General features: G+C 39.5%; 13 protein-coding genes and 2 tRNA genes. 7 read left to right on the forward strand and 8 right to left on the reverse strand.

Features of this window, described 5'->3' with window-relative positions; all coding sequences use genetic code 11:
• Window positions 1-223: 223 nt before the first annotated feature.
• From MK805_RS17475 to guaA, 3 genes are all read right to left on the reverse strand, one after another.
• Window positions 224-1315, reverse strand: coding sequence for a hypothetical protein (locus MK805_RS17475; RefSeq protein WP_240877206.1), 1092 nt, complete (start codon window positions 1313-1315; stop codon window positions 224-226).
• Window positions 1316-1785: 470 nt separating this feature from the next.
• The gene (locus tag MK805_RS17480; protein WP_240877218.1) at window positions 1786-3093 is read right to left on the reverse strand and encodes an NCS2 family permease; all 1308 of its coding nucleotides are present in this window, start codon (window positions 3091-3093) and stop codon (window positions 1786-1788) included.
• Window positions 3094-3155: 62 nt separating this feature from the next.
• A complete protein-coding gene (gene guaA, locus MK805_RS17485; RefSeq protein WP_240877207.1) occupies window positions 3156-4694 on the reverse strand; it encodes a glutamine-hydrolyzing GMP synthase in 1539 nt (512 codons plus the stop codon).
• Between the two features lie 201 nt (window positions 4695-4895).
• On the opposite strand from guaA, the gene MK805_RS17490 reads away from it, so the two are divergent.
• Window positions 4896-5840: a phosphotransferase enzyme family protein gene (locus MK805_RS17490; RefSeq protein WP_240877208.1), complete on the forward strand. Its 945-nt coding sequence runs from the start codon at window positions 4896-4898 to the stop codon at window positions 5838-5840.
• 22 nt (window positions 5841-5862) lie between these two features.
• The gene (locus tag MK805_RS17495; protein WP_240877209.1) at window positions 5863-6249 is read left to right on the forward strand and encodes a RidA family protein; all 387 of its coding nucleotides are present in this window, start codon (window positions 5863-5865) and stop codon (window positions 6247-6249) included.
• Between the two features lie 58 nt (window positions 6250-6307).
• Here MK805_RS17495 and MK805_RS17500 read toward each other — a convergent pair whose 3' ends face one another.
• A complete protein-coding gene (locus MK805_RS17500) occupies window positions 6308-6835 on the reverse strand; it encodes a hypothetical protein (RefSeq protein WP_240877210.1) in 528 nt (175 codons plus the stop codon).
• Window positions 6836-7092: 257 nt separating this feature from the next.
• Window positions 7093-7377: a hypothetical protein gene (locus MK805_RS17505; RefSeq protein WP_240877211.1), complete on the reverse strand. Its 285-nt coding sequence runs from the start codon at window positions 7375-7377 to the stop codon at window positions 7093-7095.
• Between the two features lie 180 nt (window positions 7378-7557).
• On the opposite strand from MK805_RS17505, the gene MK805_RS17510 reads away from it, so the two are divergent.
• Window positions 7558-8592 (forward strand): NAD-dependent epimerase/dehydratase family protein, encoded by a 1035-nt coding sequence (locus tag MK805_RS17510; protein WP_240877212.1) that lies wholly within the window; start codon window positions 7558-7560, stop codon window positions 8590-8592.
• Between the two features lie 71 nt (window positions 8593-8663).
• Entirely contained in the window at window positions 8664-9263 is a 600-nt protein-coding gene (locus tag MK805_RS17515) for a TetR/AcrR family transcriptional regulator (RefSeq protein ID WP_240877213.1), read from the forward strand.
• A gap of 592 nt (window positions 9264-9855) precedes the next feature.
• On the opposite strand, the gene MK805_RS17520 is transcribed toward MK805_RS17515, so the two are convergent.
• Window positions 9856-10161, reverse strand: a complete 306-nt coding sequence (locus MK805_RS17520; RefSeq protein ID WP_240877214.1) for a hypothetical protein — start codon at window positions 10159-10161, stop codon at window positions 9856-9858.
• 86 nt (window positions 10162-10247) lie between these two features.
• Here MK805_RS17520 and MK805_RS18085 point away from each other — a divergent pair, with 86 nt between their 5' ends.
• The 3 genes from MK805_RS18085 (at window position 10248) to MK805_RS17535 (ending at window position 11645) form a co-directional block, all read left to right on the forward strand.
• Window positions 10248-10757, forward strand: coding sequence for a GNAT family N-acetyltransferase (locus MK805_RS18085; protein WP_240877215.1), 510 nt, complete (start codon window positions 10248-10250; stop codon window positions 10755-10757).
• A gap of 139 nt (window positions 10758-10896) precedes the next feature.
• On the forward strand, window positions 10897-11100 hold the full coding sequence (locus MK805_RS17530; protein ID WP_240877216.1) for a transposase: 204 nt from the start codon (window positions 10897-10899) through the stop codon (window positions 11098-11100).
• Entirely contained in the window at window positions 11100-11645 is a 546-nt protein-coding gene (locus MK805_RS17535) for an MBL fold metallo-hydrolase (RefSeq protein WP_240877217.1), read from the forward strand. Before MK805_RS17530 ends, MK805_RS17535 begins: the two co-directional genes overlap by 1 nt.
• 99 nt (window positions 11646-11744) lie before the next feature.
• Here the strand turns inward: MK805_RS17535 and MK805_RS17540 are convergent.
• Both MK805_RS17540 and MK805_RS17545 read right to left on the reverse strand, forming a co-directional pair.
• Window positions 11745-11820: transfer RNA gene (locus MK805_RS17540), tRNA-Ala, on the reverse strand.
• Between the two features lie 15 nt (window positions 11821-11835).
• Window positions 11836-11912, reverse strand: a tRNA-Ile gene (locus MK805_RS17545).
• Window positions 11913-12058 lie beyond the last annotated feature (146 nt).

Below are 12058 nucleotides of genomic sequence, written 5' to 3' on the forward strand. Positions count from 1 at the left end.
GAAAAGCTTGATTGCTCATTGCTAGCTTTTAAAAAATTAACAGGTTTGTGATCTCACTCTTCAGTTTTCAAGGAACAACTTCTTTTTGTTGTCTCTCCGCTACTGTCGCGGCGACAAGAAATACTATAACATGGCCAACATCTATAAGTCAACACTTTTTTTATATGATAATTTTATTCAATGATATCCCAGACGAATTAATTATCTCTTCTACAGCAATCTTCTACAGCACTCTCTTATCACTCATATTTAAATATGCATCTTCCAATGTATTTGTTTTGTTAGGTAACAACTTATTTTTTTGAAGAATATGGCGGGTTCGTTTATTCGTTTCTTGTTGCTTTACGGCACTATCCTCATCGATATAAGGGTAATTCCGCATTTCTCGAAATGCCTTTGCGATTTGCTTTTCTCCATGCTGCTGGACTATTTCTTTGAATCTCATATAACAAGAGATGTAGTATCGTGATGCTTCATTATCTGGCAATTGTTCCAAATTCATCTGTTCCAACTCGCTAATAGCGAAAGGATGAAAGTTTTTTTCTATTTCCGGTTTTTCTTTGGTAAACCACGCTTCATAAAACATCGCTGCTCCTTCTTGCAGCCAGTACGCTGCATTATCATTGGTCATATCACTCAGCAGTTGGTGAGTATACTCATGAGCAAGCCCGTGTGTAAGAGACACTGTATCTGATTTTCCTACCACTAATTTTATGGATTGTTTTGCTTCGTTCCAGCCTCCAGCCCATGTAGGTAAAGATAGTTTAACGGATTGTCGGAAAACTTCTGGATCATGATACAGTTTTACTTCTACTACTCGAGGGTTCCATGAATATTTGTGAACCATTTTTTCAGATACAAGAGATAATATCGTCAGAGCTTTTTGTGATTCAGGGAGTAAATTCCGATCACTATATTTTACTGTTATAAATCTTTTTTTCCTTTCATAAGCAAGTGAATCTGCATCTTTCCAGCCTTGCTTTGTTTTTTTCATCTCAACTGGGCGGACAAACGAATACAGCTTATGATTTTTTCGGTATGAGTGAATGATCTCTGCATGATAATGGCTTTTAGAGATAAAATGATATTTTTTTACTTTTATCTGGAACGACTTAGGATCGATGAAAGAAACTGCGTCTTTAAACCATCTTTTTTGTTCCTGTCTGTAATGTTCATCTTCATATATAGTAGATACATAACCGGACATATTATTTGTGTTTATAGCTTGTTGTTGTACATGAAACAAATGATTTATCTCATCTAGATCACTGGCAGGAAAAAGAGAAATCCATAAACTGAGCAGAATACTAAGCATAAAAAAACCTCCCTATTGGTAGGTTTTCCATCGTATTTTTCGTTATGCACAAGAAAAAGCCACCGAGAACCGGTGGCTTCTTTATATCTTACCATTACTAAGGATACGGACCTTTCGCTTGTCGATAACTACTGCTTTGGAACTCCAATAGAATCCCCCCTCAGAAAGTCACGAAGCATGTTTCCATTTCCAAGTTAAGTACTTTTTAAAACGAATGCCTATGGGTAAGGCCCTAATGAATCTACTTTCTTCACTTCAATGGATTTGATCATAAACTGATACCCTCCTAGTGAGTCAAGTATTCACCAAGTAGGTTGTTGCTTAGCTACTTGTAAAGCTAATGTTAATAGTTTATTAAGATATGGTCAAGGCTTTTTCTATAATAATTTGAACAAATCAAACATTTGCCACTAGATAAAACTTCGTTTTATACAACAAAACTCCCTTGCTTGGTAACAAGGGAGTTTTGCTTATATAGCTCCAAGATATATAAAGCGAAGGATAAAAAGCACAGCTAATATATACATGATCGGATGAACCTTTTTCCAATTTCCAACGACAACTTGACAGATCGGATAAAGTATAAATCCAACCGCAATCCCTGTAGCGATACTATATGTCAAAGGCATCATGATCATAGTCAAAAAGGCGGGTACTGCTACGACAAAATCATCCCATTTGATGTTTTTTAGACTACCTGCCATTAAGACTCCTACAATGATCAAAGCTGGAGAAGTGATTGCTGCTACAGATGCAAAAGCTTTCACCAATGGAAAGAAAAAGACAGATAAACCAAGGCAAATAGCCGTTACGACAGCAGTAAGTCCAGTGCGGCCCCCAGAAGCAACTCCTGATGCAGATTCAATATAGGAAGTGACAGTACTTGTTCCCATTGAGGCACCAGCCATCGTTGCAACAGAATCCGTCACAAGGGCTCTTCCTGCTTTTGGCAATTTGTTGTCTTTTAGTAATCCAGCTTGATTAGCCACTCCAACTAACGTACCAGCATTATCAAACAAATCGACAAATAGAAAGGAGAAAACGATCGTAAATAGTCCCAGATCAAGTGCACCTGCAATATCCATCTGCATGAAAGTAGGTGCTATGCTTGGCGGCATAGAAAAAACCCCGGTTGGTGGAGCAATAAGACCCGTGATTACTCCCAAAATTCCGGTTACTATCATACCAATAAAAATGGCACCTGTCACCTTACGAAGCATTAAAATAACCGTAAGAACCAGTCCAAAGATCGTAAGCAATAAATTTGGATCGTAAGAAAGTTTTGGATTCAAAGCGATAAATGTTGCCTCATTCGCAATTATCAAACCCGCATTTTTCATACCGATAAAAGCAATAAAAATTCCTATACCACCTGAAACTGCAAATTTTAAAGAGGATGGGATAGAGTTAATAATCATCTCTCGTACTTTTGTAACCGTCAGCAGTAAGAATATAACGCCGGAAATAAAAACGGCTCCTAATGCTTTCTGCCATGGTATTCCCATACCAAGACAAACTACAAAAGTAAAATAAGCATTTAATCCCATCCCAGGAGCAAGTGCTATTGGATAATTTGCAATAACTCCCATCAGCAAAGAACCAAGAGCCGAAGCCAAACAGGTAGCGACAAACACTGCCCCAAAGTCCATACCTGTTTTACTCAGAAAACTTGGATTTACTAGAATGATATATGCCATTGCAAAAAAGGTAGTAACGCCTGCCAAAATTTCGGTTCTTATATTCGTTTTATGTTCTTCTAGTTTAAAAAAACTGGATATACCTGATGCCTTCTTTTCTGTCATTCCGAAATCCCTCTACTTTTCCATAATAATGACCTATCTTACTCCCATTCAATGGTGGAAGGCGGCTTGGAGGTGATATCATACACAACACGATTGACATGATCGACTTCATTTACAATCCGTGTCGATATCTTTTCTAAAATGTCAAAAGGAATTCTCGCCCAATCCGCAGTCATACCATCAATAGATGTAACTGCACGAATTCCAACCGTGTATGCATAGGTTCTTACATCTCCCATCACACCTACACTTTTGAAATCAGGAAGTGCAGTAAAATACTGCCAAATTTCTTGATCCAACCCTGCTTTTGCAATTTCTTCACGCAAAATAGCATCAGAGTCACGAACGATTTGTAGTTTTTGTTCGGTTACTTCACCGATTACTCGAATGGCCAAACCTGGTCCAGGAAAAGGTTGACGCCAAACAATTTCACGTGAAATCCCAAGTTCTTCACCCAATTTACGGACTTCATCTTTGAATAAAGTATTGAGCGGTTCAATAAGTTCCATACTCATTTCTTCCGGCAATCCACCTACATTGTGGTGAGATTTGATGGTATGAGCAGTTGCTGTTCCGGACTCGATGATATCAGTGTACAAAGTTCCTTGTCCTAAGAAATCATGTTTTCCTAACTTGGAAGATTCCTCTTCAAATACATAAATGAATTCATTTCCAATGATCTTCCGTTTCTGCTCTGGATCAGAGACACCAGCTAGCTTTCCTAAGAAACGATCTTTGGCGTCGATTTTTACAAAGTTCATATGGAAATGATCACGGAAGGTCGAAACCACTCCTTCTGCTTCTCCTTTACGGAGCAAACCATGATCGACAAACATACAAGTAAGTTGATCACCGATCGCTTTATGGATCAAAGCCGCAACAACAGAAGAATCCACCCCACCACTAAGAGCGCAGAGAACACGTTTATCGCCAACACGTTTTCGAATATCTGCAATGGCATCTTCCATAAACGTTTCCATTGTCCAATCGCCTTTGCAACCACAAATAGCAAATAAAAATTGCTTGAGCATTTCATTTCCATTGGTGGTATGCTGCACCTCTGGATGAAATTGCACAGCATAAAGCTGTTTTTCCACATCCATCATAGCAGCAACTGGAGCAGACTCCGTTCTTCCGATGACTTCAAAACCAGCTGGAGGAGCTAAGAGCACATCACTATGGCTCATCCACACTTGCTCTTTCTCCCCAAAAGTTTGAAATAGTTTGCTGTTTCCCACTACCTCTAATTCTGCTTTACCATACTCTCTCTTGTGTGCACGGTCTACTTTTGCACCGTATTGAGCAGCGATCATTTGCATGCCATAGCAAATACCTAAAATAGGCACTTGTAGATCAAAGATAGCAGGATCGCATTTTGGTGCTCCTTCTTCATAAACACTATTGGGTCCACCAGAAAAAATAATTCCTGTTGGTTTATGTTGTTTTAGTTCTTCCGCTGTAGTGGTATGCGGAAGCAATTCACTAAACACGCCTAAATCGCGAATTCTTCTCGCGATTAGTTGATTATATTGACCTCCGAAATCCAACACTACGACGCGCTCCATTTGTTGATTCATAAAGACCTCCAATTCTATTAAAAACGAACATATCTTGAATTATTTCTAACAAAAATATAATCATATACGAACATTTAGGTCAAGGTATAGGTTGAATGTTTTTTTATAGACTACTCTTTCCTGACACGAAAGAATATTTTGCATTTGATATAATAAGAAAGACAAATTACGCCTTTCAGAAAGTATGGTGATGAGAGCAAAATGTGGAAAAAAGATATTGTAGAAGAAGCTGTCAAGCGATTCCGTGGGACAGTAGCTTCTATCTCTTGTATCGGCGGCTTTTACCAAAATGTATTTCAATATGAACGAGACGGAGAGGAATTCATCCTAAAATTAATTCCCTCTGCCAACAAAGATCGTAACATGCTGCTATCAGAAATGAAATGGATTCAGTACTTGCGAAAAAATGGCATTCAAATCCCTAAAAATGTGTTATCCAAGAGAGGAAACACCATCGAAGTCATCCACACCCTCCCTATTCCTTGCTGTGCTATTTCGTTTGAAAAAGCAGAAGGAGAAAAGATTGATGATAACCATTGGAACGATTACTTATTTAGCCGATGGGGCCAAGAGATGGGTAAAATGCATGCGATCTCCAAAAAATTTCACTTAGAAAAAGTAGATACACCTTTTGATGACTGGGATCAAGGTGAGATTTATCACCGTGATTTATCTACCGCTCCTAAATTAGTACAAGACCGCTGGATTGAACTGCGCCAAAAAGCGAGTACTTTTGCCCGAAATAAAAAGACATATGGCCTCATTCATAATGAATTTAGCAATCGAAATTTCTTACTGAACAAGAGTAGAGAACTCATTATTTTTGATATGAATCATGTGAAATACCACTGGTATACATACGATATTGCCATTGCCCTATATCATGCCCTAGATTATGTATCCGAATACGATCAAAGCTCTTTTAAACATGAGTTTTTACATAAATTTATGTTTGGTTATCTCTGCGAAAATGAATTGGAAGATGACTGGGAAGAGCAAATCAATTTCTTTTTAAAGTTTTACACCAATTTTCGTTATCTCTACTTACATATTTATTTGCACAAAGAAAGTGCTAGCAAGGCAAAACTAGAAGAATACAATCGATTAGAGAGCATTGTGAATCCTAAAAATAAACTTTTGCGTTGATAATGGGAGAGGAGAAAAAATAATGAAGCGACAAAAAGTGTTGACAGGGGCACCATGGGAATCCGTTGTAGGGTATTGCCGGGCAATCCGGGTAGGCGACCAAATCGAAGTAGCAGGTACTACTGCTATGAAAGACGGTGAAGTAGTTGGAGTCGGAAATGCATACGAGCAAACGAAATTTATTCTGCAAACCATTGAAGGGGCTTTAAAAGAATTAGATGCCAGCCTTTCAGACGTCGTAAGAACGAGAATGTTTGTCACGGATATCTCCAAATGGGAAGAGATTGGCAGGGCACATGGGGAATTTTTTCGAGAAATTCAACCTGTTGCGAGTATGATTGAAGTCAAAGGGCTTATCGATCCAGACTTATTGGTTGAGATAGAAGCAGTGGCCATTGTAGAGAACTAAATACCCCTTTATAAAAGTTCGTGCCGTTCGTTCTCCCATGAGAAACGAACGGCACCGATCAGAACTTGACCAAAGATTTGGCACCCACTCCGACAAGCTTCCTAGCATTGGAGTCTTCCTCAAAGAACTCCCTCGCGACTTGAAGTACAGCATTCCTCGAAACACCATTGCCAATGTAACGAGGGACAGCTATTTCTCCAAACGCGAAATGAATCGCCTGCGAAGTGTTTGCTGCACAACTGTGCACTTCACTTTTTACCCAGTTCCGCTCCCTCTTATTCTCCGTTTTTAGCTGGAGAAGCTTAGAAACCGCTTCGAGAAAACACGTACAGATTACCGCCAATGCGAGCATTTCCAGCTCTTTAAAGACGAGTGAAGGCTGTCCATGCTCTTGGAGGAAATGGTTGTATTCCCCAAGCAGATTCTCAGCCAGTGTTTCCCCTCCTTCCGTGACCATCTGCTCCAGTTCTTGTCGATTCTCTTTCTCGTAAGCTTCTCGAATCGTTTCCGATTGTTTCTGGAGGTCATCACGGATTTTGCCGTGGTTGTCCTTCATGATCACGTTTGTCCATTCTTGCGAAGTCATCCCAATTCCTTGATAGTACTGATCAGTAGATATTTATCCTTTTATTTTAATATATTGATCAAAGCATTTCATTGATTGATCTAATGTTTGTCTATTTTGTCAGAGCACTATTTATACCCTCTTCGTTTTTACAGCATAAAAAAACCCCCATCCACATCAGTAAAAGGGGAGAAATCTATTTGTTTACTATTATTTTCACCGGACCAACTACCATACTGGAAGCTGGTCCCCCTTCCTGATGGAAGGTAGAGGTTAGGTCAGAGTCCCCACTCTTCGGCGAGCCACTCGTACATCTTGGACCACGCCTGCTTCTCTGCCTCAGTGGGCTCCCTCAACTCGAAGACGAGGGTCTCATCCTCACTGCGAGGCAGTGACTTCATGTACTCCTTGTACTCGTCCAAGTCCTTGAACCTCCGCACAGGCAGATTGAAGCGCGGGGTCAAGTACTCGTCGGGGTCGATGATGGTCACTGGCAAGTTCAGCGCTGCCAGCTCGAGCATGTGCTCATGCGCGGAGGTCTTACCAAGTCCGGGCATTTCCATGATGAACTCCTCTCTGACGGTACCTTTATTATAGACAAAAAGCACTTGTTGAGATAGGTTTATTGCTCATTCTGAATTAATTTTTAAAAAATATAAATTAATGCTTGACTCAATTTGAATCATCGTCTATTCTATTATTGAACGGTCGGGCCGGTCAAAAAATACAAAGGGTGAAAAACAATGGAATACAAAAACATGAAGAAAAATGATTTGTGCTTAGTTACTGGAATAACGGGATATGTAGCATCTTGGATTGGGAAATATTTATTGCAGGATGGTTTTCGAGTAAGAGGTACTATCCGAAACATAAATGATGCAAAAAAAGTAAAAATGATCAAAGAAAACCTACCTGGAATTGAATTAGTAGAAGCAGATTTACAAAAAGAAGAAGGCTGGAGAGAGGCTGTTGCAGGATGCAAATGGGTTTTCCATGTTGCGAGTCCACAAGCCAAAAAAACGGAGAAAAATCTGATTGCAAGTGCTACCAAAGGAACAAAATATGCCTTAGAGGCTTCCTTTCAATCTAACACTGTAAATAAAGTAGTTGTTACTAGCTCTGAATCAGCAATTATTTTTGGACATCCTGCAAGCAAAACTCTTTTTACAGAAAATGATTGGACAAACCCCAAAAATATCAGTGAATACTTTCAAAGTAAAACATTCGCAGAAAAACTTGCTTGGGACATGGCTCAAGGCAAACAGCAAAATCCTAATAATGTAAAACTATCAACAATAAACCCAGTGTTTATCTTTGGCCCATCTTGTCTGCCAACGGTGTCTTTCACACAGGATTTGATAAAAGAAATTGCCGAAGGAAAACAGCCTATGCAGCCAGATATGTCAGCAGATTTAGTAGATGTTCGCGATTGTGCACGCATGCATATAGCGATCATGGACAAAGAAGAAACGAATGGAAATCGACATATCAGCATAGCAGCCAGAGGAAAGTTTGTAGATTTGCCTAAAGCGATTCACCGTCACTTTTCCCATCTCGGATTGACTCCACCAACGAAAATAATGCCAAAATATATGATGTGGATAGGCAAGTTTTTCAATAAAAATGCCGCTTCTGCTTATCCGTTGACAGGAAAAACGATTAGGAGAGAATCTATCTATCCTGATGTTTACGATTATCAATATACGAATTTCGATCAAATCATTAAAGAAACTGTAGAAGATTTACTTGCTAAGAACGCTTTAGAAAGTAAGAAATAACCCATTTTTGTCTTGATGCGTTTCTTTCTCTATAATAAATATTATTGATAAATTTAAATAAAGGAATGCATATGATGTCCCCTCTAAGTGAAGAACAATTTAAACAAATCCGCGATAACCGAATAGAGCAGATATTGGGTGTAGGACTGAGAATTTTCGCCCGTAAAGGATATATCGGAACGAAATTATCGACGATTGCTTCAGAAGCAGGTATTAGTAAAGGACTTCTTTACCATTACTACAAATCGAAAGATGAATTTCTAGAGACTCTTATTCATAGAGCAATACAAGAATTAGAAAGCGGCATACAAGAGATGTATCAAACTCCAGCAACTCCTCTGGAAAAATTTAAAAATATGCTGGATTTTAAAGAAGAAGAGCAATACTATTTTCTGCTGATCCACCAAGTTCTTTTATCAGAAGAAGTACCTGATAAATTAAAGAATATAGCCAAAGAACACTTCCTTGGCACTGAACTTTTTGATAAATTAGTACCTCTATTTAAAGAAGGGCAAGAACTTGGTGAATTCGCACCCGGTGACCCTAACAAAATCGTGACTTCTTTTCTCACTGTACAATCTGGATTGATGGCACTAAATTTAATTAATGATGAAAAATTTATCAAACCAGACCCAGATATATTGATTCGAATGCTGACTGGTCGTCCTTAACTAATAAAGGAGAACTAGCCATTTCCATTTCCTTCTTTAACCTTATGTTAAACTACACTGTTGATTTATTAGCAAAAGAAAAAGGACCCTTGCAAGGTCCTTCTGGAAAATCTTCTTCAACTAACGCAACCCGATTGTTGAAGAAGGCTCAAGTCTTTTAACATAAAATATGGTAAATCCCATTTCTTTAAGTGTAATTTGACAACTCTATACGGCTAAAGCCGTTGGATTCTTGGGACAATATCCTCATGAGTCTTTCATTACCAAGCTAACCCCGTGTGCCCCACGGTTTACGTATGTTGCTTTCTTCTTTGTCGCAAGCAACTTGGTTTTCGTCTGCTGCGACTATACATATATCACCATGCGAATACCCGTTTGTAAAGATCGAACGGCTGAAAGAAAATTCCTTCTCCTCGTCCAACACTCGCTTTCATCCTACGATTCAAACCGTGGGTTTTCTCGCTCGCAATTCTATAAGGGGTAGTCCGAGATAAGTCCAAAAACGACCACAGAGATAGATATATTTTCCAGAGTGGCCCCTCAATGTGCGAATCGGTTCCGTACCCCATACTGTAATTACTGTTTACAAGTGTTAACGGATGAAATTCATAAAAAAGAAGGTGAGCGGGATTTCTTTTTTAAAAAAGAATATTTTTATAATTTGTAACACATTGAATGTAATTAATATTGTATAATATTTTTCCTCCAGTTCACTGGAGGAAAAATGATCAACACGATCCCCCCGCAGCCGGGTCCGTCGGATGGCAGTGTCGTCGTCGGCAGGCTCCGGAAGCTGGTGACGCTCGTCACCCGCTGACGCTGATCCCGGCGCAGTGAACAGGAGCGGCGAGTTGAGTTTCGACTCGCCGCTCCACCCAAAAAACAATTTAATCAACATATAAAATAAAAAGAGAGTGGCTAATTCATTGCCACTCTCTTTTTATTTATTTAGAATGAGGGTTAGTTACGCCACATCATCATCGAGTGATTGGACTTGGAATGTTCGGTTTTCTACTCCCTCGTTTCAGTGATTTCAAGGTGGACAAGGAAATCCGTCTCCGTCCTTTGAAGAAGTGCTCCTCTCGTTTCCGAAACGAGTTGGAGGATTCTCTCCAGCAGGATGAGGATGGACTGAAGTGGTTTAAGGACGATGGAATTCAGGCAGGTTCTCCAGTGGTCCCTATCCTCCTGAAGATTGAAGAAGGCATCGATGTATTTATGGTCCTGGTGAATCGCCGGCCTGCAGGGTTCTTCTGTTATAACGGTGCAGAGGCCGGGTACTGGATTGCTCTTTCCTTTCGCGGGAGAGGTATCACAGGAAGGGTGTTGAACGGCTTCGACAGTAAGATCAAGAAGGCGGATCCGAACAAGAGAATCATTCTTCGGATTGAGGGAGAAAACATTCCCTCCCGCAGATTGGCAGAGAACCTAGGCTTTGAGGTCATCGGTGAACAAGAGTCCAAGGGAACGAAATTTCTTGTTTACGCTCGGTGAAATACCACTTGCTACATGATCAAGCAAGTGGTTCGACCGCCCTTCAAAAAATACATGAGGGCGGTCGAATACATTTTTCTTGTGTATTAAATTTGATACGGTTAACCTTTAGGAAATCCATAAGTGGCAACAATGATAAATGATAGATAAAAATGTTGTGGATTTAACAGAAGTGATACGACAGTTAAGAAAAGAAGGGTATACGGTGAACCCAGAGGATCTAAGTGCATTGAATCCTTATTTGATCGAACATATTAAACGGTTTGGTGACTATGTCATTGATTTGAAAAATCAACCCCAACCTTTTGATGGGAAATTAAAATTAGAGTTGGAAAGCGCTTGATGGAAAGGACCTCTGTGCCCTTTTTACAATTTTTTCTATCTATCGTGCCGCTTTTGGACTTATCTCGGACTACCCCTTATAAAAGAAATGCAGGCTATTCAGCAGCAAAATGGTTAAAATACTTTGATATCCCTATATACGCACATACCAAAGAACTTACCTATATTAACGGAGAAATCCCTTACCCAAATAAAAAAGTGGTAGAAGAAACGAAATTAGCTTATATGATAAAACCCTTATCTGCACAGATTCTAAATGATTTGCCTATTACCTACTATTTAACACCTGGTCATAGTCCAGGTCATGTTGTCTATTATCACGAAATCGATAAAGTTCTTATGGCTGGGGACCTTTTCATTACAAGTAAAACTGATTTGCACCCACCTGTTAAAAAATTTAGCGTAGACATAAACGAAAATATAGATAGTGGTGCTATTATTGATAAAATAAAACCAAACATAATTAGTTCTTCCCATGGACAAGATCTCATTTATAACGAAAATCTATACCAGAAATATGTTTTCTGGTATTGGGATGAGAATTGAATCATTTCTTTATAGGTTAATGGACAAAATTATTCTTGAATAAATCAGCATCAATCTATATAAAAAGAAAAAACCCTTCCAAATAGGAAAGGTTTCGTGTGGTGGAGCTAAGCGGGATCGAACCGCTGACCTCCTGCTTGCAAGGCAGGCGCTCTCCCAGCTGAGCTATAGCCCCATATCACTGGGTTTATGGTGGGCCTAAGTGGACTCGAACCACTGACCTCACGCTTATCAGGCGTGCGCTCTAACCAGCTGAGCTATAGGCCCTTAGTATATTCCATATGAAAAAAATTATTCCCTGAAAACCGAAGAGTGAGTAACACGTCTGCTGTTTGGTAACCGAATTTGTACCAAAAGGTACTCCATAGAAAGGAGGTGATCCATCCCCACCTTCCGGTAGGGATACCTTGTTA

The sequence above is a fragment of the Shimazuella soli genome (assembly GCF_022511585.1).
Classification (GTDB): domain Bacteria; phylum Bacillota; class Bacilli; order Thermoactinomycetales; family Thermoactinomycetaceae; genus Shimazuella; species Shimazuella soli.

Excerpts from the sequence above, each read along its gene's own strand:
- MK805_RS17475 (WP_240877206.1), bottom strand. The coding sequence starts at position 1,315 with ATGCTTAGTATTCTGCTCAGTTTATGGATTTCTCTTTTTCCTGCCAGT.
- guaA (WP_240877207.1), bottom strand. The coding sequence starts at position 4,694 with ATGAATCAACAAATGGAGCGCGTCGTAGTGTTGGATTTCGGAGGTCAA.
- MK805_RS17490 (WP_240877208.1), top strand. The coding sequence starts at position 4,896 with ATGTGGAAAAAAGATATTGTAGAAGAAGCTGTCAAGCGATTCCGTGGG.
- MK805_RS17495 (WP_240877209.1), top strand. The coding sequence starts at position 5,863 with ATGAAGCGACAAAAAGTGTTGACAGGGGCACCATGGGAATCCGTTGTA.
- MK805_RS17500 (WP_240877210.1), bottom strand. The coding sequence starts at position 6,835 with ATGACTTCGCAAGAATGGACAAACGTGATCATGAAGGACAACCACGGC.
- MK805_RS17505 (WP_240877211.1), bottom strand. The coding sequence starts at position 7,377 with ATGGAAATGCCCGGACTTGGTAAGACCTCCGCGCATGAGCACATGCTC.
- MK805_RS17510 (WP_240877212.1), top strand. The coding sequence starts at position 7,558 with ATGGAATACAAAAACATGAAGAAAAATGATTTGTGCTTAGTTACTGGA.
- MK805_RS17515 (WP_240877213.1), top strand. The coding sequence starts at position 8,664 with ATGATGTCCCCTCTAAGTGAAGAACAATTTAAACAAATCCGCGATAAC.
- MK805_RS17520 (WP_240877214.1), bottom strand. The coding sequence starts at position 10,161 with ATGTTGATTAAATTGTTTTTTGGGTGGAGCGGCGAGTCGAAACTCAAC.
- MK805_RS17530 (WP_240877216.1), top strand. The coding sequence starts at position 10,897 with ATGATAGATAAAAATGTTGTGGATTTAACAGAAGTGATACGACAGTTA.
- MK805_RS17535 (WP_240877217.1), top strand. The coding sequence starts at position 11,100 with ATGGAAAGGACCTCTGTGCCCTTTTTACAATTTTTTCTATCTATCGTG.